Origin of the sequence: Muricauda sp. SCSIO 64092 (assembly GCF_023016285.1) — a bacterium.
In the GTDB taxonomy this organism is placed as follows: domain Bacteria; phylum Bacteroidota; class Bacteroidia; order Flavobacteriales; family Flavobacteriaceae; genus Croceivirga.
This window is the reverse complement of sequence record NZ_CP095413.1, coordinates 2,637,166-2,661,761: the sequence shown is the minus strand read 5'-3', so window position 1 is coordinate 2,661,761 and position 24,596 is coordinate 2,637,166. Positions and strand designations below refer to the sequence as shown.

Genomic DNA, 24,596 nt, shown 5'->3' with positions numbered 1-24,596 from the left:
AGCATCGCTTTTGGTCATCGGGAGCTCCTATCCCTTATACCAATGCTACTAAAATGAAATTGTCATTAGCCCATTTTTCCATACTTTTTCTTATCCTTTTTATGGGATGCAATACCATGGAAAAAGAACCAACGGAATCGGAAGAACAACAAACCCAAGAAGTTTCCTACTATGCTGGGGAACCTTTAAAAGTAGCCATTGTTGGATTGACCCATACCCATGTCCATTGGATTTTAGGTCGGGAACAATGGGGTGATATAAAGATTGTGGGCATTGTGGAGCCCAATAGGGACTTGGCATTGCAGTACAGCAAGCAGCATGGCTATTCCATGGATTTGGTCCATGATTCCATGGAATCCTTGTACAACAATGTAAAACCAGAGGCGGTAACTGCCTTTAACGATATCCATGGTCACTTGGAAGTTGTGGAATTCTTTGCCCCAAAAGGAATACCCATTATGGTGGAAAAGCCCTTGGCCGTTAATTGGGAACACGCCCAAAAAATGGCTGACTTAGCTACAAAACATCAGGTCCAGTTGCTCACCAATTACGAAACGTCCTGGTATGGTTCCCATGAAAAGGCGTTTGAATGGGTCAACAAAGCAAAAAAAGTGGGTCCTGTTCAACGTATGGTTTTTCATCATGGTCATCCCGGGCCCATTGAAATTGGTTGCAACCCGGAATTTCTGGAATGGTTAACAGATCCCGTTTTGAACGGAGGGGGTGCCCTAACGGATTTTGGCTGCTATGGCGCTAACCTGGCCACTTGGATCTTAAACGGTCAAACCCCAAAAAAGGTCACGGCAATTACCCGCAACTATAAACCCCAGAAGTATCCCAAGGTTGATGATGATGCCACCATAGTTTTGGACTATGCCGACAAACAGGTCATTATACAGGCTTCATGGAACTGGTCCCACAACCGGAAGGACATGGAAATTTATGGAACGTCAGGTTATGTTTTTTGTAAAAACGGAACGGATATGGAGGTTTTGGAGGACGAAAAAGCAGGTCCGTTTACCTATAAAGCCCAAGGGCTGCCAATAGGTATTCACGACCCTTTTGCGTACTTCAACCAAGTGGTAAACCATAACTTGAATATTGAACCCTATGGGGTCTCTTCCTTAGAAAACAATCTTTTGGTCATCCAGATATTGGAAGCGGCCAAACACTCCGCAAAAACTGGGAAAACCGTAGTTTGGGAAGACTTCTTCAAATCGTGAGTATTCTTACCTTTGGGCCTCAAGAACGCTAACCCTATAACAACCTTGTATTGTCCCTATAGGCCATATTTGCCATTGCCCATATTGGGAACAATATAATATTTAAACGTTACCACTGTGTATGGAAAATATCCGCATTACCAAGGAATTTACCTTTGAGACCGGTCATGCCCTTTACGGCTATGACGGTAAATGCAAAAACGTTCACGGCCACAGTTATAAACTGGCCGTAACGGTTATTGGCAGCCCAATTTCCGATAACAACCACGTAAAACTGGGAATGGTCATTGATTTTGGAGACCTTAAAAAGATTGTTGAAGAAGAAATAATCGATCCCTTTGACCATGCAACCGTCTTCAATAAGAATACCCCACACCTTAAATTGGCCAAAGAACTGGAAGGTCATGGCCATAAGGTGATTTTGGCCAACTATCAGCCAACCAGTGAAAACATGGTATTGGACTTTGCGGAAAAAATAAAGGCCCGTCTTCCAAAAAACATAGGGCTACATTCCCTCAAACTACGGGAAACGGAAACTGCGTATGCAGAGTGGTTTGCATCCGACAATTGATAAACAGTTTTCGCTTTACGTATCTTTGACCACAACATGAAAGATTTCTCGCTCCAAAAGGGGAAAAAAGTATATTTCGCCAGTGACAACCATCTTGGGGCTCCCACATTTAAGGACAGCCTGCCGCGTGAAAAAAAGTTTGTGGCCTGGTTGGATTCCATTAAAGCTGATGCGGGTGCTGTTTTTTTAATGGGCGATCTGTTCGATTTTTGGTTTGAGTACAAAACCGTAGTGCCAAAGGGATTTACCAGAACCCTGGGAAAACTCGCCGAACTTACCGATGCTGGAATTCCCATCACGTATTTTGTGGGCAATCACGATCTATGGATGAATGGGTATTTTGAAGAAGAACTCAATATTCCTGTACACCACAGACCACAACAATACCGAATTAATGGGAAAACTTTTTTCATTGGTCATGGAGACGGACTTGGCCCTGGGGATAAAGGGTTCAAACGAATGAAAAAGGTCTTTACCAATCCTTTTTGTCAATGGCTGTTCCGATGGTTACATCCCGATTTGGGGGTACGTTTGGCACAACACCTTTCCATAAACAATAAAATCATCTCCGGTGATGCCGATGCCGAATTTTTGGGGGAGGATAAGGAATGGCTGGTGCAATACTGCAAACGAAAACTGGAACAACAGCATTACGACCATTTTATTTTTGGGCATCGCCATCTGCCCATGGAAATTGACTTGAATGGAAAATCGACCTACACCAACCTTGGGGATTGGATCAGCTATTTTACCTACGCTGTTTTTGATGGCGAAAAGCTATCACTACAGAAATTTCAATAAAAAAATACCCTGACCCCCAATAGGGCCAGGGCATAGTTTAAAATATGGATGCAGCGCTTATTTTAAAGCAGCTTGTGCCGCTGCAACTCTAGCAATGGGTACCCTAAAAGGTGAACAGCTCACATAGTCCATTCCTGTACTATGGCAGAATTCCACGGAAGATGGTTCACCACCATGCTCACCACAGATACCTACCTTTAAATCAGGTTTAATGCTTCTACCCCTTTTAGTACCTATATCTACCAATTGGCCTACACCGTCTTGGTCCAAAACTTCAAATGGGTCATTTTTCAAAATTCCCTCCTCAAGATAGACCGTAAGGAATTTTCCAGCATCATCCCTTGAATACCCAAAGGTCATTTGGGTCAAATCATTGGTTCCAAAGGAGAAGAAATCGGCTTTTTCGGCAATGGTATCAGCCATAAGTGCGGCCCTAGGAACTTCAATCATGGTTCCAATGGTGAAATCTACAGTGTCTCCATATTCGGAAAAGACAACCTCAGCGGTATCTCGAATAACCTTGTCTTGACATTCAAATTCTTCAAAACTGCCCACTAAAGGAATCATAATTTCTGGTTTTGATTCTATCCCTTTTGCCTTAAGGTTCAAGGCCGCTTCCATAATGGCTCGGGTCTGCATCTCGGTAATTTCCGGATAAGTAATACCCAAACGGCAACCTCTATGGCCCAACATAGGGTTAAACTCATGCAATTCAGCCACTTTATTCTTTACAGCAGAAAGTGAAATGTGCAAATCCTCGGCCAATTCCTTTTGTGTGGCCAGTTGATGGGGCACAAACTCATGCAATGGTGGATCCAATAACCGAACCGTCACTGGACAACCTTCCATGGCTTCAAAAATACCTTCAAAGTCCTTGCGCTGCATAGGCAATAGTTCTTCCAAGGCCGCCTTTCTTCCTTTGGTCGTATCGGCCAAAATCATTTCCCGCATGGCCTTGATACGATCCACTTCAAAGAACATATGCTCAGTTCGAGCAAGTCCAATACCCTGAGCCCCAAAATTGCGAGCTATTTTGGCATCTTTAGGATTATCAGCATTGGTACGTACTTTAAGGTTTCCAAATTTGTTGGACAACTCCATTAACTCACCAAACTCTCCACTCAATTCGGGTTCCATTGTGGCTACCTTGCCTTCAATGATATTACCCGTGGAACCATTGAGTGAAATCCAATCGCCTTCATTGTAGACTTGATCACCTACGGTCATGCTCCGTTTCTTGTAGTTGATCTTTAAGGCTCCTGCACCGGAAACACAACATTTCCCCATGCCTCGTGCCACTACTGCAGCGTGGGAAGTCATACCCCCTCTTGCTGTAAGTATCCCTTTGGCCAAATTCATGCCTTCCAAATCCTCAGGGGAAGTTTCGGTACGAACCAAAATGGTATTTTTGAATTTATCGGCTTCATCAGCAAAGAACACAATCTGTCCTGTAGCAGCACCCGGTGAAGCTGGTAGGCCTTGGGCCACTACGGGTGCCCTTTTTAGGGCGTTGGTATCAAATATGGGGTGCAATAATTCATCCAGCTTATTAGCTTCAATCATCAATAGGGCTTCTTTTTCGGAAACCTGTCCTTCTTTCAGCAGATCCATGGCAATTTTGACCATGGCCGCTCCCGTACGCTTTCCATTACGGGTCTGTAAAATCCAGAGTTTTCCGTTCTGAATGGTGAACTCCATATCCTGCATATCGTGATAATGCTTTTCAAGGCGTTCTTGATATTCGTACAGCTCTGTATAAATCTTTGGCATCAACTCTTCCAGTGATGGAAAATCCTTCATTCTTTCCACTTCATCAATTTGCGCCAATTCTGCCCATCTTTGTGAACCCATTTTGGTGATTTGCTGCGGGGTTCGCACACCGGCCACAACATCCTCACCCTGCGCATTGATCAAATATTCCCCATTAAATTCATTCACCCCCGTGGCGGCATCCCTGGTGAAACAAACACCCGTACCGGAATTATCGCCCATATTGCCAAAGACCATGGCCTGGACATTAACGGCAGTTCCCCAATCAGCTGGATACCCATTAATCTTTCGATAATATACCGCTCGATCACCATTCCAACTGTCAAATACGGCCATCACCGATCCCCAAAGCTGCTCCCATGGATCTGTTGGAAAATCACGTCCTGTACTCTTCTTTATGGCATCCTTAAAATCATAGACCAAATCCTGTAGGTCCTGTACGGTAAATTGGGTGTCCAATTTAATACGCCTCTTCCCTTTTAGGTTATCAATAATCTCCTCAAAGGGATTTTCGTCCTCCTTGGTCTCAGCTTTCATCCCCAAGACCACGCCACCGTACATCTGTACAAAACGTCTGTAGGAATCCCAGGCAAAACGTTCGTTATTGGTACGTTTGACCAAGCCTAAAACAGATTCATCATTAAGTCCCAGATTCAATACTGTATCCATCATCCCCGGCATGGACACCCTAGCTCCAGATCGTACGGAAAGCAATAAAGGGTTTTCATTGTCTCCAAAAGAAGTTTCCATCTCCTTTTCAATGGAGGCCACCGCTTTTTCCACCTCTTCCTTAAGCAATGCGATCACTTCTTCACGACCTACCTCATTATATTTCGTGCACACTTCTGTGGTGATGGTAAAGCCAGGTGGTACCGGAATGCCCAAATTGCTCATTTCGGCCAGATTTGCTCCTTTCCCCCCTAATAAATTCCTCATACTTCGGTCACCGTCGGTCTCTTGGGTGCCAAAATGGTATACTTGTTTTTTGGTCTTCGAAATTGTTTCCATGGATACAGTTTTTGTATTCAAATTTTTTTACGGTTCGAAATTAGAAACCAGCCCTAAGGATTTTTATGACAAAAGTCAGGAAAGGGAAAAGCTGCTCGTTTTCAGCCTAAAAATTCCCCTTTTTGGGAAATCAATCCCACGCTTTATGGTATTGATTATGAATACGAAAAAGTAATCTGCACGAATAAAAGATTACGTTACGGCCGCTCAACCCAATGGAAATCATTCCTTTTTGTGCTCTCGAATGTCCTCGGACAGATCCAAGCGTCTAAAGGATGGGGAAACCAATGCTGTGAGCCCTACGGTAAACAAGGTCATACAGCCACCAAAAACTACTGCGGTTACCGTGCCCATCAGTTTTGCGGTAAGTCCGCTTTCAAAAGCGCCCAACTCGTTGGAAGATCCCACAAAAATGGAATTGACCGATGCCACCCGACCCCGCATATTGTCGGGGGTTTTTAATTGCAAGATCGTCTGTCTAATGATCATGGAAACCCCATCTACCGCACCGCTGACAAAAAGTGCGATTACAGAAAGCCAGAAAAGTTTTGACAAGCCAAAAACAAGGATACAGACCCCAAATCCAAATACGGCCCAAAGCAATTTTTTTCCTGCATTTCTATGTAAAGGAAAACGTGTGGAAAGCACCATGGTAATGGCCGCTCCAACGGCCGGTGCCGCCCTTAAAATACCAAACCCTTCGGAACCTACTTTTAAAATGTCCTGTGCATAAATGGGCAAAAGGGCCACTGCCCCTCCAAAAAGTACCGCGATCATGTCCAAAGTCAGTGCTCCAAAGACCGCTTTGGTATGGAACACAAATTTGAGGCCATCTTTTAAGCTTTGAAATATGGGTTCTCCCAATTTTGGGTTTAGAATGGGCTTTTTGGATATCTGAAAAAGAAAAAGCAAGGCCAGGACCGAAGAACCAAAAATGACGCAGAGGGACCAGTGTACCCCAATCCAACTGATGGAAAACCCGGCAAAAGCAGGGCCTAAAACCGAGGCCACCTGCCAGGTGGAACTGCTCCATGTGGCCGCGTTGGGATAAATAGGTTTGGGAACAATAAGGGCAATCAATGAAAAAATGGTGGGGCCTATAAACGCCCGCACCAAACCGCCCAAAAAGACCAATGCATAAATAAGGTACAAAATGGATCGGGAGGAATAGCTAGTTTCCACGGATGGCAAGGTCACCAAAAAAAGTCCCAGACTAATGACCGAAAATCCTAAAATACATTTGACCAAAAGGTTCCGCTTTTCGTTCTGGTCCACGAAATGCCCTGCAAACAATGCAATGCCCACCGCTGGGATAATTTCCATTAACCCTATGATCCCCAATGAAAGGGGATCTTTGGTCAATGAATATACCTGCCATTCAATAACGATAAACTGCATGCTCCAGGCAAAGACCATTGCAAAGCGGACCAATAAAAAAACATTGAATTCTTTATACCGCAATGCGGCGTAGAGGTCCAAGGGCTCTGTCATATATTATTCCGTGATTTCGATACGATTTCCTTCCGGGTCCAACACCACACTTTCATAATATCCGTCCCCAGTTGTCCGTGGTTCACCGACTATGGTATGGCCATCCTTTCTAAGTTTTTCGGTCAAATCGTCCACTTTTGTTTTCGCACCCACACTTATGGCGAAATGGGTCAGTCCCAACGCTTCTTTCCCAGCATCCAAAATCCGGGAAATGTCCGGGCGATGCATCAATTCCAGTCGGGCGCCACTTTCAAAACTTAAGAAATAAGAAGTAAATTTTTTTGGGGGGTTAACATACTTTTCTCCCGGACGGGCTTGGAAGTAAGTGGTATAAAACGCTTTTGAGGCTTCAAGATCGGATACCCAGATGGCCAAATGTTCTATCTTCATCGAAGGTCTTTTAGTTTCAGCTGAATATTTACGGAACCGTTCCACTCATTTTCATCGATGGAAAACACCACATCCACTTGTTGATGGTTTTTTATGATCCCCAACTTTTCCCCTAAATTGAACCCAATGGCCCCTATTGGGACCGACCCTTTTTGGGTCAATGCCAACTTTAAATGCTTTTCTCCTTCCCCGACCCCTTTTCCATAGCCGGTATCCGCAACGCCTTCGGCCATAAAAACGGGACGCCTATTTCCAGGCCCAAAAGGGGCAAATTGCTTTATGATCCGCATCAGTTTTGGAGTAATCTGCGCAAATTGAATCTTAGAATCAATGGTAATTTCCGGAGTCAGTAATTTTGGATCTATGGTCTCCGAAACCACTTTTTCAAATTGATTTTTAAATCGTCCATACTCCTCCTTTAACAAAGTCAACCCTGCTGCATATTTATGACCCCCAAACTGTTCTATATGTTCCGAACATTCCTGAAGTGCTTCATAAATATCAAAACCCTTTACGGAGCGCGCCGAGGCCGCCAATCTATCCCCACTTTTGGTAAAAACCAAGGTTGGACGGTAATAGGTCTCCGTTAATCGTGAGGCAACAATACCAATGACCCCTTTATGCCAACTTTCATTAAAAACCACGGAGGTATAACGTTCTTCTTCCCGATTCTGCACAATCTGATGTAAAGCCTCCTCCGTTATTTCCTGATCAAGTCCCCTTCGGTCCAGATTAAATTGTTCAATCTCAACCGCAAACTTTTGGGCTTGTTCCAAATCCGTTGCCGTTAGTAGGTTAACCGCGTGCTGTCCGTGTTCCATTCGCCCAGCAGCATTGATACGGGGAGCGATGATAAAAACCACATCGGTAATGGTCAATTCGGTTTTTTTGAGCTGATTGATGATGGCCCGAAAACCTGTTCTTGGTCTGGAATTCATTACTTGCAATCCATAATGGGCCAGTACCCGGTTCTCCCCTGTAATGGGAACAATATCGGCTCCAATTGCCGTGGCCACCAAATCCAAATAGGGCAACAAGTCCAGCGCGGTCTCGCCCTTTTTGGAAGCCAAAGCTTGGATTAACTTAAACCCAACACCACAGCCACACAATTCTTCGTAGGGATATTCACAATCCTCTCGTTTTGGATCCAGTACGGCAGTGGCATCCGGCAACTCCGGGCCTGGTCGGTGGTGGTCACAAATGATGAAATCAATCCCCTTTTTCTTGGCATAGGCTACTTTATCCATTGCTTTAATACCACAATCCAAGGCTATAATCAAGCTAAATCCATTGTCTTCCGCAAAATCAATTCCTTGATACGAAATCCCATACCCCTCTGAATACCTATCCGGAATATAGGTGGCCACGTTTGGGTAGGTTTCTTGCAAATAGGTGGAAACCAATGCTACGGAGGTAGTACCATCCACGTCATAATCCCCAAAAACCAATATGTTTTCTTCCAAGTCTATGGCCTTTTCTATTCGCGCCACTGCCTTTTCCATATCCCGCATCAAAAAGGGATCGTGTAAATCGGTCAGTTGTGGCCTAAAGAATTTCTTGGCTTCACTGTAATTGGTTATTCCACGCTGCAGCAACAAATGAGCAATTAGGGAATTGACCTTCAACTCCTTTGAAAGGTGTTTGATGCTTTCCTGCTCAGGGATGGGTTTAATTGTCCAGCGCATAGATTTAAGTATCAAGTTCAAGTATCAAGTTCAAGTATCAAGTATCAAGTTCAAGCTCAAGCTCAAGCTCAAGCTCAAGCTCAAAGTTCCAATTTTCATTTAGTCCTGTCTTTTATTCTTGATAATCGTTGCAATTATCTTAATTAATTGTTCAGCTTCGTTAAGTAATTCAGTTCGGCCAATATCTTGGCCATATCCTATCTTATTCAAAATCTTTAGGTTTACTCTAGACTCTTTTAATTCCTTAAGTGAAATTGATGCTTTGTAGATATAGTCCTTATTGGAGTAAGTGCCTTGTGCTTCTCCAAAGTTCAATGCAGAACTACCTCCAGAACGCAGAAGCTGGTTTCCATAGTATTGCCCTGTTATGTCATTAGGCAAGTCTTTACAAAATTTTGCCACTTGGGCAGCAAAAACCACCAATCTATCCTCCAGATCATATTTCTTAATAGGCATAAACTTGAACTTGATTCCTGAACTTGATACTTGCTTCTGAACTTTATGTTGTGTGAAATACCGTTTCCACCTCCAATTCGGCAAACCGTCTGAACATTTCCATAACCCCACAATACTTTTCAATGGACAGGTCAACGGCACGTTGCAATTTTTTCTCATCCAGGTTGTTCCCATGAAAGTGATATTCCAGTTTGACCGTATCATAATACCTTGGGTGTTCATCCGTAAGGCTGGCAATGGTTTCAATATAAAAATCATCGACATCAAGCTTCATTTTTTTGATGAGCGAAGCCACATCCAGACCGGAACAACCCGCCAAACCCGATAACATCAGCGCTTTAGGACGAAATCCACTGCTTTCCCCACCATCTTCGGGGCTTGCATCAATGCGTAAATCGTGTCCAGAAGGGTTATTGCTCTCGAAGGCCATATTTCCAAGCCACTTGGTTGTGATATGATTTGTTTCCGCCATAATTTGTAGAATTTGTGATTGATAAAAATACGACTTAATTTAGGAGCGAACCGTTCCCCATCTTACCGCAACCATTACTTCGTTTTGGCAAAAAACCAACGCAACTAAACTATACACTATGGCATTAGTAAACCCCCTAGATCCAAATCATGATCCCGAAACGCAACAACTGGCTGAATTTTTTAATGAGACCCTGGGCTTTTGTCCCAACTCGGTTTTGACCATGCAGCACCGCCCGGCCATTTCCAAGGCATTTATTAATTTGAACAAGGCCGTAATGGCAAATGAAGGCCGTGTAAGCTCGGCCTTAAAACGAATGATTGCCTGGGTGAGCAGCAATGCTACAGGCTGCCGGTATTGTCAGGCCCATGCCATAAGGGCCGCGGAACGCTATGGAGCAGTGCAGGAACAACTGGATAATATTTGGGAGTACCGCACGCATCCTGCTTTTTCGGATGCCGAACGCGCCGCCCTGGATTTTTCCCTTGCGGCCTCCCAGGTTCCCAATACCGTAAGCGCCGATATTAAAAAACGCCTCCACGAACATTGGACCGATGGGGAAATTGTGGAAATGTTGGGGGTGATTTCCCTCTTTGGCTACCTGAACCGATGGAACGATTCCATGGGAACCTCCATTGAGGATGGTGCGGTGGAAAGTGCCAATCAGTATTTGGGAAAATACGGTTGGGAAAAAGGGAAGCATGATGGGTCGAGATATTAGAGGTGAGACATTAGATTTTAGACTGCACTGTTTTTAGGCCTTATGGGTCATTTATGCCCTTGTAAGAAGCCATTGCTTTATTCTAAATGTGTTATGAAATATACAGTTGTCATTTTGTAAAGTTTTATTTACTTTTAGACAAAAATAATAGCAAAATGAGTTTTCAGATATTACCAAACTGGTGTAAAAAACTAGGCCTTGGCCTTTTCGTGATTGCAAGTTTATTAACCGGCGGTGATGCCTTTAAAGATGGGATCGAGGGTGTTCCTATGGGGACTAACCATTTTTTTAAAAATCTGTATGGAAGTCGATTGGACCATTTTCTAAGTATACTACCAGTTTTTGGTCTCTTGATTTATATGTTATCCAAAGAAAAAATAGAAGATGATTATATCAAATTTTTACGATTGAATTCATATCAATTAACTGTTATAATCCTACTTGTAGTTGCTTTTATAATCTATATTTTTTCTCCGGAAATTAAATTCAGTCTTGATATTACTTTGTCGCTTTTTATAGTGTTATTTCTTGTGATTTTCTATTTTAAGAAAAATCAAGCCTTATGAAAAATCTGGTGAAAGTAGAACGTGCACGTCTCAACCTTACCCAAGAGCAATTGGCAAAAAGGCTAGGGGTTTCAAGGCAAACCATTAATGCAATAGAGAAGAGTAAATTCAATCCATCCGTCGTCCTCGCCATTAAAATGGCAAAGCTTTTTAATCTAACCGTTGAAGAAGTGTTCTTTTTAGAGGGTGAATAGCTTCCTACTTTCGCAGGAATGACAGTATCAAATTCTCCAAACAAAAGTCTAACCCCTTACATCTAAAAGCGAAGCGGTCTTATCTCTACCCAAATTTCTTGACCTACATCAACTTTTCTCCATTTGAAATGCCGGACCTTTGGTGCAATCAAAAAACGAACGGTCATGGCGAAACTTTTGTTAACACCGGAAAACCAAATCCAACGGTTAAATACCATCGTTAATCGGGTCGAAACATTGCAAGAATTGTCCATCTCCCAATTGTCCACTCCTCCCAATCCAAAGTCATGGAATGTATTGGAGGTGTTGGAACACCTTACCATTGCTTATTCTTCATACCAAAGAAAGATTGAAAACGCCCTTTTGGAAGTAGCCGATTCCCATAGTGGGGCCTGGCAGTACCGACCTAGGGCCTGGCAACTTCTGGTTATAAAAGGGCAAAAACCCAAAGGAAATAAACGGCCTTTTAAACTAAAGACCTTAAAAAAATTTGAGCCCCTACTTTCGCCCACACTTACCAAGGACGATGCACAAGCCGTTTTCAAACGTTTCAAAACCGCTCACGGGATGTTAAAACAACAGGTTTTGGCGAGTAGAAATAAACGAATGAGGCATAAACGCTTTTCCTCCGCCATTGGACCCATCGTCACATTTTATTTACCCGAAGCTTTTGAGTTTTTGATATGCCATGCAGAACGCCATATGATACAGATTGAAGGGATACTGGGAGCGTAAACTTTGATGTGTATCTTTAAGCACAAATGGAACAACCCGCCAAACGCATCCTGCTATCATTCTTTAAAGCGGCCCAACTTCAATCAGAACAGCAAGCCTATTTTCTAAATCTTTGGAAGGAATATACCTTTAAACAAAATGAGCTTATCACGGAAGCTGGTCGCATTGAAAAACACTTTTATGTAGTCCTGGAGGGCGTACAGGCCATGTATTTACTCAACCAAAAAGGCGATAAAGTAGTCCTTGGGTTTTCATATACGGGCAGTCCATCAGGGATATTTGACTCCTTCCTGCACCAAAAACCGGCAGATACCTTTTTGGAAGCCCTAAAACCTTCTAAGCTCTTGGGAATTTCAAGAAGTGATTACCTCAGCTTGTTTGAGGCCCACCCTGATTTTTACAAATGGAGGCACCATTTTTTCCAGGATATCCTTTTTGGAAGATTATTTAGGGAAGTAGAGTTATTGACCCTCTCCGCGGAAGAGCGATATATTGCTTTCATGCAGCGTTGTCCAGAGGCATTGAAAGTGATACCCCAAAAGTATCTGGCCTCCTATCTTAACATGAAACCAGAAACATTTAGCCGACTTAGGCGTATGATGAACTAATGGCCCTATAGGGTTTACTGCGCCATCCGAATAATGATTTCCAACGGGAGCCCCTAAATAAAAAAACCCGCAGTTTCGCGGGTTTTACCTAAATTTCAGCTACACTTAAGCATTGTTGTAGTAAAAGCGTTCATGGACAATGTGATCGTCTTCCCATTGCTGTACGGCAACTTGTTCCATGGTTACCCTGTTGCCATCCTTGAAGGTCACATCCATAGTGGATTCCACAAAGGAAGTTGCTTCATCTTCATTTGAACCTACCTTATTGATCTCCAAAGAATGAAATTCCTGGATGTTATTTAAAAACTGTTCCTCATAGGCCCGGCATTCCGCTTTCCCTTCCCTGGTTCCCCTAGGCTCGGTCATAACCACCTGTTCTGCATAATACTTGTCAAATGCATCCAGAAGTTTTCCTTGTTGCAATTGATGGTAAATGTCCTGTGCTTTTTCTTTATAACTCATTGCTATCTATTTTTCGATTACTCAAAAATAATTATTTTTCTATACAATAGTTGTATATACAAATGTTTAACGATAATTTAATTGTTTCCCAATGTACCCTATGCATCAAAAGCCTTCGCAACATGTTCCTTCAATACGGGCAGGACCTCATTGGCAAACCAGGGATTTTGGCTTAACCAAAATCGATTTCTTGGGGATGGGTGGGGCAAAACAAAATAGTCTGGCAGATAATCCCGGTAATCCTGTACGGTCTGCGTAAGGTTCCTTTTCCTGCGCTCCCCTAAGTAGTACTGCTGGGCATATTGCCCAATTAAAATGGTCAGTTTTAAGTCCGTTAATTCCCCAAGCAGCTTTTTGTGCCATAAGGGTGCACATTCCGGTCTTGGTGGTAAATCCCCCGATTTTCCCTTGCCAGGGTAGCAAAAACCCATGGGAATCAACGCAAATATCTTTTCGTCATAAAACTGCGCATCCGTGACCCCCAACCATTTTCTCAATTGTTTTCCACTGGGGTCATCCCAGGGAACTCCCGTTTTGTGGACCTTGGTTCCCGGTGCCTGACCAATAATAGCTATTTTAGAACCTGGGTGGGCGGTAACAATGGGTCTTGGTCCCAGTGGCAAATATTTGCTGCACAGATGGCACCCTCTTATTTCCTTTAATAGTTCTTGCATTGGCGTCTATTTGTTTAAATGTATGAAAACCCTATTAGGGTCCGAATGGCCATGAGTGTATTCCCTTTTCGATATGGACCATTCTGTGGATAGAGAACAAATGTTGTTCATACGCTATACATTCCCCTTCCATTGGCTGGGGTATCAATCATAGTTCTCCAATTTTGTCCTTTGTGCCATTGTCTTACAAAATCATTTTTAAGGTCATAACCATCAAAGCACGTTGACCAAATGACCAACATGCTTGATGAATAAATCAAAATCCAAAAAATCAAATTGCTGGTTCGGGTTTATGAAGGCCCACTACAATCAATACCGCAACACCATTGATCCAATAGTAAAAAGCGTCCATTCCATTAAATGACAACACAAATGGGGTCGCGATAAATAGGATGGCCACTAAAAAGTCCACCAACAGATGGAATTTATAAGGTATCACACGGAACACCCCCAAATGGTGATCCGTTAATAGGGTCAATACAAAGGCGGCCACCCCCGTTGTTACCGATAAGTATAGTGCCAAAGGGTTTGAACTCCCCAGTCCCAATAGAAAGGGTAAAGCCACTAAAGCTACTGCTACAGGATAGTCCAAAAAAGCATGTATTCGTTTTGTTACAAATTTCATGATATGTGTTTATGAGATTGCCAATTATTCTTATTTGCTCAACTTTTTCCAGTTGGTGTCGGCCGTACGCTTCAATTTGGCTTTATCGTTTTCGGCCATCCATAATTGTTTTGCATCTACTTCCAAGTCGTTCAAAAACAAATAATACTTGCCATTGTCGACGACAAATTTGTTGGGGTCTATCCTAAACTTTGCCCCTGCATAAATACCGAAAGCGCAAAACCCACCATACTGCGGCATATACTTCCTTGGGTTCTTTTCAAAAATGGCTTTTTGTTCCGCAGAAGTAAAATAATAGGAAATGCCTTCATAAGTGGATTTGTGTTGTTTAGAACCTCTTTGCGCCAATCCCAATTCCAAATAAGATACTGGGCTATACCCCTGAAGGGCAATTTCACTATCATCAATATTGTTTGCTTTCTTGTTCTGTGCATACCCCACCACTGAAGTTCCAACAGTAAGTACAAACACCATTATTGTCGCTAAATCTTTCATTTTTCTTTCTTTTTAAAATTGTTTTTTTTGTGCAGACCTCTATTTGTCATTGGAACTGCTCAAATGCTTCTTTGCGTTCAAAGGACAAATTGGTCTTTGCCATCGGGCTCTAGTAAAAATTGAGCTGAAATAAAATCTATCCCGCGTATATGTTCCGTTTGGTTTAAACGTATTAGAGGTACTCATTTTAAGCTATTGCGCATTAAAGTATTCTTCGCGTGTTACTTTTCCTTCATCGTTCCACGATCTGCGAATAATTTCATGCCAATACACTTTGCTGTTGTCTTTCATATCAAAGTCAAAGGTGAACTCTGATGCAGATTCATTTCCATCAACTAGGGTTACATGATGTTTAATTCCGTTCACTTGGGCAATGGCCCCTGCGAAACCTTCCATCTTTTCAACCATCTGTTGTTTGTTTGTGGTAGCCATTCCGTTATAGTCTGATGTTGTTGCTTCTTCGGCAAAAAACCGTTTTACCGCATCAACAATGGCGCCTTGAGCCACAACACCATCCATTTGCATGGCAAGTGATTTGATATCCATTTCAATATTCTTTAAATGATTAAACAAAAATTTGATTTGTAATTACATGGCAAATTTCTGTCTGTTGTGCGGGAGGAGACCTACAAAAAGAACGCTAAGGATTGTACTTTTTGCTTTTAAAGTGCTTAGGAGTGGAACCCGTGTATTTCTTAAAAAAGTGGGAGAAGTGATTGGGTTCCTCAAACCCAAGGGTATAGGCGACTTCCTTTATGGACATGCCCTGTAAAAGCAACTTCTGTGAGCTTAAGACCACCTCATTTCGAATCAATTGGCCCACGGAAGCATTCATCTTGGAACGGGTCTTTTTGGAAAGGGCCTTAATGGAAAGGTTCATCTTATCTGCGTAAAACGACAAAGAACGTTGTTGCTTGTGATGGTTTTTGAGCAGTTCCATAAGATTTTGGGCAAAAGTATCCCTGTTCGAATAGTCAAAGCCTTTGCGGAATTGATTGGGCGTTTGCCCAGTGGTGTTCTTAAAAAGCCGATTGAAATATGCCGGATCTTTATATCCCACGTTATATGTAATTTCCTGGACATTTTTATCCGTAAATGCCAACTGCTTTTTGCTCTCAATCAATCGTTTTTTTGATAGTAAGGCCTTTACCGAAATACCAACCTTATCCTTCACCAAGGCTTGGGCACTATACCCATTTTCTGACATTAAGGCCACCAAATCATTATTGGAAAGACGATTACCATATTCCACATCAATAATTTCCTTGATGTCAAAGATGATTTGATACTCTTCCTTACTGGCCTGAAACGGGTTTTGCCAAAACCATTGTTTTGAAGAAATATCGATAATCTCACTATTGTTTTCAGAAAAAACGGTGCTGGACAGGTACTTCTGGCATTCATCGCACTCATTAAAATTGATGTAGCCCAACGAAATTAAATGCTTAAAAAGCACCCGGACCTCTTTGTTTTGAAAGATTGTTTTGTTTGGAAATTCAATTTTGCGAACCACAAAATCGTCCGAAAGAAATTTAATGTACTGCCCTTTCTCCAAATAAATGGCCTTGTCCTGCCAATCGAAATAATTATTAAAATCTACTTGGATGCTTCCTGACCCAGAAAGAATGTGGAACAAGGTATACTGGTTGATAAAATAAACCTTGCCCAGTTCGGGAAAGAATTTCTGAACCATTTTAGTTTAAGGTTGTAGGAGGTTCGTCGAAAAAACCCAATAATGCTTACGGTTTATTTTTTCCCGCCAACTACTACAACGAATTCACCTTTTGGCGGTTTGCCCTCAAAATGGGAAATAACCTCCTCAAGGGTTCCCCGTACCGTTTCTTCATACATTTTGGTCAATTCACGCGATATGGAGACCGATCTGTCCCTTCCAAAATAGTCCGAAAATTGAGCTAAGGTCTTCAACAATTTATGGGGTGATTCATAAAACACCATGGTTCGCGTTTCTTCCGCCAACTGTTGCAATCGTGTTTGCCGTCCTTTCTTTAGGGGCAAAAAGCCTTCAAAAACAAAACGGTCGTTGGGCAGTCCACTATTGACAAGCGCAGGAACAAAAGCCGTTGCCCCCGGCAAACATTCCACCTCAATGGCATTCTCCAGACAGGTCCGGGTCAACAAAAACCCGGGATCTGAAATGGCCGGGGTCCCGGCATCGGAAATCAAGGCAATGGTTGTCCCGGACTTTAATTTTTGTACCAGGCCATTCACAGTTTTGTGCTCATTGTGCATGTGGTGACTTTGTAATGGGGTGTCAATTTCAAAGTGCTTCAAAAGCTTTCCACTGGTACGGGTATCTTCGGCCAAAATTAGATCTACGTCATGTAAGACCTTTATACCCCTTAGTGTCATATCCTCCAAATTGCCTATGGGCGTAGGCACCAAGTACAACTTCCCCATGGTATAGTGCTAGGGTCTGACTTGTTTTCCGGTAAAATAAGAGAGCATCACCGCAACGAAGGCTATTACGGCTCCAATATGTTGCCCATCACTGACCATATAATGGGCAAAAAAAGCAAGTAGGGTATTAAAGAAAAATCCTGCATAGGCCCACTCTTTTAAAGATGTTGAAAAATTACCCCAAATGGTAATCAATCCCAATAATTTTGCAATCGCCAATGGATAGATCAAATAGGTGGGATACCCCATATTCTCGAAAAATTCAACAATCATTTCATGATTAAAGAAGTAGTTGTAGGCAGAGAATAGCATAATGAGCGTCAATATACCCGTTGACGCCCAATAAAGAATCTTCTTGAGCATAATATTGGATGTTGTTTCTCCCTAAAGGTAAGAATTAATGGGAGTCAGGAGAATTTACGTTCTATTATCCCCATAAACCGGTTCTCATAGTCCTCTTTGCCCTGCCAGTTGTTGTATTCCGGCTTTACCATATTGGAAATAAAGGCCATTGAGCGCTCTTCGGAGTCGATGGTATTCAATTGGGAAATGACCCGATTATAATCATCCAAACTTCCATTGAACAAATGCTTCACGAAAGCCAAACGGTCATTCAAGCCAATATTCAAATTTTGGGTCAGCTTATCGTTCAAGGATTTTGCCTTTGAAGAGGTATGTTCCACGGTTGGTTCCGGGGACAACAGTTCCTTATCATTTTTGATGGTTTCAGGTTTGGCAATGAAATCCCCAAAAATATATTCCAAGGCCTCATTGGGCATTTCCGAAACCATATGTTTGATGGTATCCATTCCAGGCGTGATAATATCCTCTTCGTGTGGATTGTTTTCCGGCACGGACTTATTACCGCTTATTACCGCATTGGCCATTTTCTCAAATCGGGCCGCAACAACGTTCTTGGAAACATCTACTTGAACATCGTTTAACTTCTCATCAATGAACTTTAGGACCGCCAGTTTCTCATAAAGATCCTTGGCCGTTTCGTACAATTCCGTCAACTCCTTGTCTTCCCTGGATGTAATGATATCCGTGGACAGCTTTACCAATTCCTCCCTTAGTCTACGTTTCATAACTCTTCAACTTTTACTTTAAATGTACTACCAAAATCCGTGCCTTTTTAAAAACAAAAGGTTAAATTTCGAGGTATTGATGAGGGGGTATTTTTACTAATTTTATCACTTCTGCAATAGTAGAACGGACAAACCCCTTAATTTCGTTTAAAAATACAACATGTTCTTAGAAAACACGGTAAACCCAAAAGAACAATTTGGTTGGATAGAGGTCATTACCGGATCCATGTTTTCTGGAAAGACCGAGGAACTCATCCGGCGACTGAAACGCGCGCAGTTTGCAAAGCAAAAGGTGGAGATTTTTAAACCCCTTGTGGACACACGTTATAATGAGGAAATGGTGGTATCGCATGATGCCAATGAAATTCGTTCCACCCCTGTTCCCGCAGCTGCAAATATCCGTTTACTTGCAGATGACTGTGATGTGGTGGGTATTGATGAGGCCCAATTCTTTGACGATGAAATTGTCACGGTCTGCAACGATTTGGCAAATATGGGTATCCGTGTGGTAGTTGCCGGACTGGACATGGATTTCAAAGGCAATCCTTTTGGACCCATGCCCGCACTGATGGCCACGGCAGAATATGTTACCAAAGTCCATGCGGTTTGCACAAGAACGGGAAACCTGGCCAATTATAGTTTTCGAAAATCCGACAATGACAAGCTGGTGATGCTTGGCGAAACCGCAGAATATGAACCGCTGAGCAGGGCCGCTTTCTATGAGGCCATGCTGATGGAAAAAATCAGTAAGATGGACGTGAATGCAGAAGAGGTAGCTCCTAAAAAAAAGGCGGCCAATGGATAGAATTGGGGAAACCACACTTGAAATTGACCTCTCGGCTCTTGAACACAACTATAAATTCCTTACATCAAGAATAGCTCCCGGAACCAAATTTATGGCCGTGGTAAAGGCGATGGCCTATGGTAGTGAAGTAGTGGCCATCGCCAAAAAATTAGAGGAATTAGAGGTAGATTATCTTGCCGTGGCCTATGTAAAAGAAGGGGTCCTGTTGCGGGATGCGGGAATTACCACTCCAATTTTGGTCCTCCATCCCCAACCCGTTCATTTCAAAGAATTAATCGACAGATGTCTGGAGCCCAGCCTATATTCCCCAAAAGTATTGCTTCAATTTTTGGACGTGGCCCAACGACAACAACAGCAGGACTATCCGGTCCACATCAAATTCAATACAGGGCTCAATCGTCTTGGCTTTTGGGAAAACGATGTAGATTTCGTCATCGGTACGCTTAAGGGGCGAACCGAATTACGGATCAAGGGGGTCCTTTCACATCTGGCGGCCTCCGAAGATGAAAATGAGCGCGAATTCAGTCTCAATCAAATAAATACCTTCACAAAAATTTGCCTCGATCTAAAGGAAAAACTGGGCTATTTGCCCATGAGACATGTCCTGAATACCTCTGGAATCCTAAATTATCCCGAAGCACAGTTTGAAATGGTCCGAAGCGGCATTGGTCTTTATGGTTATGGCAACCATCCCGACTTTGACAAAAAAATGAAACCGGTAGCCACATTAAAAACGGTAATTTCCCAACGCCATAAAATAGAGCCAGGGGAAAGTGTGGGTTACAACAGGGCCTATACTTCCGATGGTTATCGGATTACCGCCACCTTGCCCATTGGACATGCAGATGGTATTGGAAGGCAATACGGTAATGGAAAGGCCTTGGTCTATGTAAAGGGAACCCCCGCCCCAATTATAGGCAATGTCTGTATGGACATGATAATGATCGATGTCAGCGGAATTGACTGCAAAGAAGGGGATGAGGTCATCATCTTTGGAGCGGGACATTCGGCAGAGGATTTTGCCCATTCCGCCCAAAGCATTTCCTATGAAATCCTAACCGCAATAGCCCCTCGGGTAACCCGGGTCATTAAATGGTAACCCTTCATAGCAGATCATAACGTATTTTTTGTATTTTGTCTTTGTAACCACTTAAAAACTATAAAAATGCTCAAGGAATTTAAAGAGTTTGCGATGAAAGGAAACCTGGTGGATATCGCCGTCGGTTTCGTAATGGGTGCTGCTTTTAAAGAAGTAGTCACCTCTTTTACCGGAGGAATTGTCTCTCCTTTGATAGGGTTGATTTTTGAGTCGGACTTTAAAAGCTTACGTATGAAACTTAAAGAGGGTACTTTGAACGAAACGGGAGAAATGGTAGGAGAAGTTTACTTGGAATACGGCACGTTTTTAACCAATGTCATCGATTTTCTAATCGTGGCCTTCGTGATGTTCTTAGTGGTAAAAGGAGTCAACAAATTGAAAAAGAAAGAAGAGGAAGCGCCGGCAGCACCGGCAGGCCCGACTGCGGAAGAATTGCTTGCGGAAATTAGGGACGCCCTTAAAAAATAATAGCCGTTAGCGGCAGGCCGCTACACCTTTTAGTAACCTTAAAGCCGCTTGTTGGGATTCCAGCAGGCGGTTTTTCTTTTGTCATATGGATATGTCATATCCGTAGCCGGTAAGTAAGCATCTTGGACTTGGACAAACCACTGGGAGTGGGCAGGAATACTTCAACAGGTTGGTGTGGAATGCTTCCCCGCACTAAACGTTGTTTGGAATGGGAATGTTCGCAAATTGTTACAAAACAAACATTTTGTTGTTTTTTGAAATCAAAGGTTAAAAACCTTGTTTGCTCCGCGAAGTAAAGTACTTTTGTCTGCTCAAATCTTATAAAGATGAAAGTAGCGGTTGTTGGGGCCACGGGAATGGTTGGCGAAGTGATGCTAAAAGTGTTGGCGGAACGTAATTTCCCCATTTCGGAATTGTTGCTTGTCGCTTCTGAACGTTCCGTAGGCAAAAAGTTAAGCTATAAGGGTGATGAATATACGGTCATTGGCCTGGAAACCGCAGTTTCGGCAAAACCGGATATCGCGATTTTCTCCGCTGGTGGGGGTACCTCTCTGGAATGGGCTCCAAAATTTGCCGAAGTGGGTACGACCGTAATCGATAACTCATCGGCATGGCGCATGGATCCCACAAAAAAATTGGTGGTCCCAGAAATCAACGCCGCTGAATTGACCCCGGCCGATAAAATTATTGCCAACCCCAATTGCTCTACCATCCAAATGGTAATGGCCTTGAACCCATTGCACAAAAAATACCAAATGAAACGCGTTGTGGTTTCTACCTACCAATCGGTTTCAGGAACCGGTGTAAAGGCCGTTCAACAATTGGAAAACGAAATGGCAGGCGTTCAGGGTGAAATGGCCTATCCCTATCCCATCAACCGAAATGCCCTGCCCCATTGTGATGTGTTTTTGGAAAATGGGTACACCAAGGAAGAGATGAAGCTTGCCCGTGAACCCCAAAAAATATTGGATGACCGCACTTTTTCGGTGAGTGCCACCGCAGTGCGCATTCCCACTGCAGGCGGACATTCGGAATCCGTAAATGTGGAGTTCCACAATGATTTTGAACTTTCGGAAGTTCGAAAACTTCTCAATGAAACCCCTGGGGTCGTCGTACAGGACAATCCAGATACCAATACCTACCCCATGCCCATCTATGCGCATGACAAGGATGAGGTTTTTGTGGGTCGAATCCGCCGGGATGAAACACAACGGAATACATTGAACATGTGGATTGTCTCCGATAACCTGCGCAAAGGAGCCGCTACCAATGCCGTTCAGATTGCGGAATATCTAGTGCAGAACAATTTGGTTTGATCTCTAAGTGGTTTCTTTCGAACCGATCTTGGGCAAAGTCGAAGGGGAGCGTAAGAAATCCAACTAATCAACAGATGGATTTCCCAATCGTTTCATTCATTTCGAAATGCCAATCGATTTAAATCGTTTTCGTTAAAAAACGTTAAGCTTCCCCAGGAATTAACTTTAACGCCCTTATTTCATGGTATTTTTAAGGATTGACTAATCCTATAAAAATGAAACAACTCACTTTCTCGCTAGGGCTCCTTATTTTTGCCTCCTGCGCTACCGAAACTAAAAGAGAACCTATCGCCGTGAACTATCCTGCAACCGCAAAAGTCGATACGGTCGACACCTATTTTGAAACCGAAGTACCCGATCCTTTTCGTTGGCTCGAAGATGATATGAGTGAAGAGACTGAAGCTTGGGTAAAAGAACAGAACAAAGTTACCTTTGGCTATTTGGATAAAATCCCGTTCCGCACGGCTTTAAAAAACCGTCTTGAAAAATTATGGAACTACGAAAAATTGGGCTCTCCCTTTAAAGAAGGGGATTACACCTATTTCTATAAAAACGATGGGTTACAAAACCAATATGTGGTCTATCGCAAAAAAGGCAATGGTGAGGAAGAAGTGTTCCTGGATCCAAACTCCTTCTCCGAAGATGGTACTACATCCTTAATGGGACTGAGCTTTACCAAGGATGGTTCCAAAGCAGCCTATTTGATTTCCGAAGGAGGTAGCGATTGGCGTAAGGGCATCGTAATCAATACGGAAAACAGGGAAATTGTTGAAGATACCCTGGTAGACATCAAATTCAGTGGCATTTCTTGGAAGGGCAACGATGGATTTTTCTATTCAAGTTATGATAAGCCCAAAGGCAGTGAGCTTTCCGCCAAGACGGACCAGCACAAATTGTACTACCACAAATTGGGTACCCCACAGTCCGAGGACAAGATTGTTTTTGGAGGTGCTCCAGAAGAGAAACACCGTTACATACAAGGTTATGTTTCAGAAGATGAAACCTATTTGTTCATTTCCGCCTCTACCTCAACATCGGGGAATAAATTATTCTTAAAGGACCTGACCCAAAAGAACAGTCCTTTGGTTACCGTTCTGGACCATACGGAGTCTGACACCTATGTTATGGAAAACGAAGGTTCAAAACTTTGGTTGGTGACCAATTTAAATGCCCCTAACAAAAAAATCGTCGTAACCGATGCTTCCCAACCCACTCCGGACCATTGGAAGGATTTCATCCCGGAAACCGAACATGTGCTGACCGCTGGCACGGGTGGTGGTTATTTCTTTACGGAATATATGGTGGATGCCATTTCCAAGGTATTACAGTATGATTACGAGGGAAATTTAGTTCGTGAAGTGGAACTTCCCGGCGTTGGAAGTGCCGGAGGTTTTGGCGGCAAAAAGGAGGACAACGAATTTTATTTTTCCTTTACCAATTACAACACCCCAGGCTCTTCATACAAATACAATGTGGACAATGGGGAGTACGAGCAGTATTGGAAACCTGAAATTGATTTTAATCCTTCGGATTACGAATCTACCCAAGTGTTCTATTCCTCCAAGGACGGTACCAAGGTCCCTATGATCATTACCCATAAAAAGGGCGTTGAACTCAATGGCAAAAACCCCACCATCCTCTATGGTTATGGTGGATTCAATATTAGCCTTACCCCTTCTTTCAGTATTGTGAATGCCGTTTGGATGGAACAAGGTGGTGTATATGCGGTTCCCAATTTACGCGGTGGTGGGGAGTATGGTAAAAAATGGCATATTGCAGGCACTAAAATGCAAAAGCAAAATGTATTTGATGATTTTATTGCTGCTGCAGAATACCTCATTGAGAACAAGTACACTTCAAAAGAATACCTAGCGATAAGAGGCGGATCCAACGGAGGGCTTTTGGTTGGTGCCACCATGACACAACGTCCCGATTTAATGCAAGTGGCACTACCAGCGGTTGGGGTTCTGGATATGTTGCGTTATCACACCTTTACTGCCGGAGCGGGATGGGCATATGATTATGGCACCTCGGAAGAAAGCCCGGAGATGTTCGAATACTTAAAGGGATATTCCCCAGTGCACAATGTACAAGAAGGGGTAGCATACCCCGCCACTCTGGTCACCACAGGAGATCATGACGATCGGGTGGTCCCTGCCCATAGTTTTAAGTTTGCCGCCCAACTTCAGGAAAAACAGGCCGGTGATAATCCTACACTCATTCGAATTGAGACCAACGCAGGCCATGGAGCCGGAACCCCGGTCAGCAAGACCATTGAACAATATTCGGACATTTTTGGATTTACGTTTTTTAATATGGGCTTTGACGAACTGCCCAATCAAGCGGTTTTAAAGGAATTCAAAGACTAGGATTTAAAATATAGGGAACGAAAAATCCGTTTTTCAGAAAACGGATTTTTCTTTTTAGCTGCATTCCGAAAAGTTTAAATGAGTTC

28 protein-coding genes are annotated in these 24,596 nt (G+C 43.0%); 13 read left to right on the top strand and 15 right to left on the bottom strand.

Annotated features, from left to right (window positions below; genetic code table 11):
- Window positions 1-53 precede the first annotated feature (53 nt).
- From L0P88_RS11230 to L0P88_RS11220, 3 genes are all read left to right on the top strand, one after another.
- Entirely contained in the window at window positions 54-1,223 is a 1,170-nt protein-coding gene (locus tag L0P88_RS11230; RefSeq protein ID WP_247134663.1) for a Gfo/Idh/MocA family protein, read from the top strand.
- Between the two features lie 121 nt (window positions 1,224-1,344).
- Window positions 1,345-1,794 carry a 6-pyruvoyl trahydropterin synthase family protein gene (locus tag L0P88_RS11225; protein WP_247134662.1) on the top strand — a complete coding sequence of 150 codons (450 nt, stop codon included), beginning with the start codon at window positions 1,345-1,347 and terminating at the stop codon, window positions 1,792-1,794.
- A 36-nt stretch (window positions 1,795-1,830) separates the two neighbouring features.
- Window positions 1,831-2,595: a UDP-2,3-diacylglucosamine diphosphatase gene (locus L0P88_RS11220; protein ID WP_247134661.1), complete on the top strand. Its 765-nt coding sequence runs from the start codon at window positions 1,831-1,833 to the stop codon at window positions 2,593-2,595.
- 57 nt (window positions 2,596-2,652) lie between these two features.
- Here L0P88_RS11220 and ppdK read toward each other — a convergent pair whose 3' ends face one another.
- The 6 genes from ppdK to L0P88_RS11190 form a co-directional block, all read right to left on the bottom strand.
- Window positions 2,653-5,373 (bottom strand): pyruvate, phosphate dikinase, encoded by a 2,721-nt coding sequence (gene ppdK / locus L0P88_RS11215; protein WP_247134660.1) that lies wholly within the window; start codon window positions 5,371-5,373, stop codon window positions 2,653-2,655.
- A gap of 222 nt (window positions 5,374-5,595) precedes the next feature.
- Window positions 5,596-6,864: an MFS transporter gene (locus tag L0P88_RS11210; protein ID WP_247134659.1), complete on the bottom strand. Its 1,269-nt coding sequence runs from the start codon at window positions 6,862-6,864 to the stop codon at window positions 5,596-5,598.
- Window positions 6,865-6,867: 3 nt separating this feature from the next.
- Complete coding sequence (locus L0P88_RS11205) at window positions 6,868-7,254, bottom strand: VOC family protein (protein WP_247134658.1); 387 nt, start codon at window positions 7,252-7,254, stop codon at window positions 6,868-6,870.
- Window positions 7,251-8,939: a single-stranded-DNA-specific exonuclease RecJ gene (gene recJ / locus L0P88_RS11200; RefSeq protein ID WP_247134657.1), complete on the bottom strand. Its 1,689-nt coding sequence runs from the start codon at window positions 8,937-8,939 to the stop codon at window positions 7,251-7,253. Before recJ ends, L0P88_RS11205 begins: the two co-directional genes overlap by 4 nt.
- Before the next feature lie 99 nt (window positions 8,940-9,038).
- Window positions 9,039-9,395 (bottom strand): four helix bundle protein, encoded by a 357-nt coding sequence (locus L0P88_RS11195; protein ID WP_247134656.1) that lies wholly within the window; start codon window positions 9,393-9,395, stop codon window positions 9,039-9,041.
- Between the two features lie 43 nt (window positions 9,396-9,438).
- Window positions 9,439-9,867 (bottom strand): OsmC family protein, encoded by a 429-nt coding sequence (locus L0P88_RS11190; protein WP_247134655.1) that lies wholly within the window; start codon window positions 9,865-9,867, stop codon window positions 9,439-9,441.
- A gap of 118 nt (window positions 9,868-9,985) precedes the next feature.
- On the opposite strand from L0P88_RS11190, the gene L0P88_RS11185 reads away from it, so the two are divergent.
- The 5 genes from L0P88_RS11185 to L0P88_RS11165 all read left to right on the top strand — a co-directional run bounded on the left by L0P88_RS11185 (window position 9,986) and on the right by L0P88_RS11165 (window position 12,691).
- Complete coding sequence (locus tag L0P88_RS11185) at window positions 9,986-10,588, top strand: carboxymuconolactone decarboxylase family protein (protein ID WP_247134654.1); 603 nt, start codon at window positions 9,986-9,988, stop codon at window positions 10,586-10,588.
- 155 nt (window positions 10,589-10,743) lie between these two features.
- A complete protein-coding gene (locus L0P88_RS11180; protein WP_247134653.1) occupies window positions 10,744-11,154 on the top strand; it encodes a hypothetical protein in 411 nt (136 codons plus the stop codon).
- A complete protein-coding gene (locus L0P88_RS11175; RefSeq protein ID WP_158776103.1) occupies window positions 11,151-11,348 on the top strand; it encodes a helix-turn-helix transcriptional regulator in 198 nt (65 codons plus the stop codon). The genes L0P88_RS11180 and L0P88_RS11175 overlap by 4 nt, the downstream gene beginning before the upstream one ends.
- Before the next feature lie 165 nt (window positions 11,349-11,513).
- Window positions 11,514-12,083: a DinB family protein gene (locus tag L0P88_RS11170; protein WP_247134652.1), complete on the top strand. Its 570-nt coding sequence runs from the start codon at window positions 11,514-11,516 to the stop codon at window positions 12,081-12,083.
- A gap of 26 nt (window positions 12,084-12,109) precedes the next feature.
- The gene (locus L0P88_RS11165) at window positions 12,110-12,691 is read left to right on the top strand and encodes a Crp/Fnr family transcriptional regulator (protein ID WP_247134651.1); all 582 of its coding nucleotides are present in this window, start codon (window positions 12,110-12,112) and stop codon (window positions 12,689-12,691) included.
- 105 nt (window positions 12,692-12,796) lie between these two features.
- Here the strand turns inward: L0P88_RS11165 and L0P88_RS11160 are convergent, their stop codons facing one another.
- The 9 genes from L0P88_RS11160 to L0P88_RS11120 all read right to left on the bottom strand — a co-directional run bounded on the left by L0P88_RS11160 (window position 12,797) and on the right by L0P88_RS11120 (window position 18,453).
- Window positions 12,797-13,153: a nuclear transport factor 2 family protein gene (locus tag L0P88_RS11160; protein ID WP_247134650.1), complete on the bottom strand. Its 357-nt coding sequence runs from the start codon at window positions 13,151-13,153 to the stop codon at window positions 12,797-12,799.
- A 98-nt stretch (window positions 13,154-13,251) separates the two neighbouring features.
- The gene (locus tag L0P88_RS11155; RefSeq protein ID WP_247134649.1) at window positions 13,252-13,827 is read right to left on the bottom strand and encodes a uracil-DNA glycosylase family protein; all 576 of its coding nucleotides are present in this window, start codon (window positions 13,825-13,827) and stop codon (window positions 13,252-13,254) included.
- A gap of 271 nt (window positions 13,828-14,098) precedes the next feature.
- Entirely contained in the window at window positions 14,099-14,452 is a 354-nt protein-coding gene (locus L0P88_RS11150) for a hypothetical protein (protein ID WP_247134648.1), read from the bottom strand.
- A gap of 30 nt (window positions 14,453-14,482) precedes the next feature.
- Window positions 14,483-14,947: a YHS domain-containing (seleno)protein gene (locus tag L0P88_RS11145; RefSeq protein ID WP_247134647.1), complete on the bottom strand. Its 465-nt coding sequence runs from the start codon at window positions 14,945-14,947 to the stop codon at window positions 14,483-14,485.
- A gap of 192 nt (window positions 14,948-15,139) precedes the next feature.
- Window positions 15,140-15,493 carry a hypothetical protein gene (locus L0P88_RS11140; protein ID WP_247134646.1) on the bottom strand — a complete coding sequence of 118 codons (354 nt, stop codon included), beginning with the start codon at window positions 15,491-15,493 and terminating at the stop codon, window positions 15,140-15,142.
- A gap of 94 nt (window positions 15,494-15,587) precedes the next feature.
- A complete protein-coding gene (locus L0P88_RS11135) occupies window positions 15,588-16,640 on the bottom strand; it encodes a helix-turn-helix domain-containing protein (RefSeq protein ID WP_247134645.1) in 1,053 nt (350 codons plus the stop codon).
- A 53-nt stretch (window positions 16,641-16,693) separates the two neighbouring features.
- The gene (gene rsmI / locus L0P88_RS11130; protein WP_247134644.1) at window positions 16,694-17,365 is read right to left on the bottom strand and encodes a 16S rRNA (cytidine(1402)-2'-O)-methyltransferase; all 672 of its coding nucleotides are present in this window, start codon (window positions 17,363-17,365) and stop codon (window positions 16,694-16,696) included.
- A 9-nt stretch (window positions 17,366-17,374) separates the two neighbouring features.
- Window positions 17,375-17,728, bottom strand: coding sequence for a DoxX family protein (locus tag L0P88_RS11125; RefSeq protein ID WP_313791600.1), 354 nt, complete (start codon window positions 17,726-17,728; stop codon window positions 17,375-17,377).
- A 44-nt stretch (window positions 17,729-17,772) separates the two neighbouring features.
- Window positions 17,773-18,453, bottom strand: coding sequence for a hypothetical protein (locus L0P88_RS11120; RefSeq protein WP_247134643.1), 681 nt, complete (start codon window positions 18,451-18,453; stop codon window positions 17,773-17,775).
- A 160-nt stretch (window positions 18,454-18,613) separates the two neighbouring features.
- Between L0P88_RS11120 and L0P88_RS11115 the strand changes: the two genes are divergently transcribed.
- From L0P88_RS11115 to L0P88_RS11095, 5 genes are all read left to right on the top strand, one after another.
- On the top strand, window positions 18,614-19,258 hold the full coding sequence (locus L0P88_RS11115; protein WP_158776115.1) for a thymidine kinase: 645 nt from the start codon (window positions 18,614-18,616) through the stop codon (window positions 19,256-19,258).
- Complete coding sequence (alr, locus tag L0P88_RS11110; RefSeq protein ID WP_247134642.1) at window positions 19,251-20,357, top strand: alanine racemase; 1,107 nt, start codon at window positions 19,251-19,253, stop codon at window positions 20,355-20,357. The genes L0P88_RS11115 and alr overlap by 8 nt, the downstream gene beginning before the upstream one ends.
- A 60-nt stretch (window positions 20,358-20,417) precedes the next feature.
- Window positions 20,418-20,825 carry a large-conductance mechanosensitive channel protein MscL gene (gene mscL / locus L0P88_RS11105; protein ID WP_409557728.1) on the top strand — a complete coding sequence of 136 codons (408 nt, stop codon included), beginning with the start codon at window positions 20,418-20,420 and terminating at the stop codon, window positions 20,823-20,825.
- A 326-nt stretch (window positions 20,826-21,151) separates the two neighbouring features.
- On the top strand, window positions 21,152-22,141 hold the full coding sequence (locus L0P88_RS11100; protein WP_247134640.1) for an aspartate-semialdehyde dehydrogenase: 990 nt from the start codon (window positions 21,152-21,154) through the stop codon (window positions 22,139-22,141).
- 215 nt (window positions 22,142-22,356) lie between these two features.
- Entirely contained in the window at window positions 22,357-24,510 is a 2,154-nt protein-coding gene (locus tag L0P88_RS11095) for a prolyl oligopeptidase family serine peptidase (RefSeq protein ID WP_247134639.1), read from the top strand.
- Window positions 24,511-24,596 lie beyond the last annotated feature (86 nt).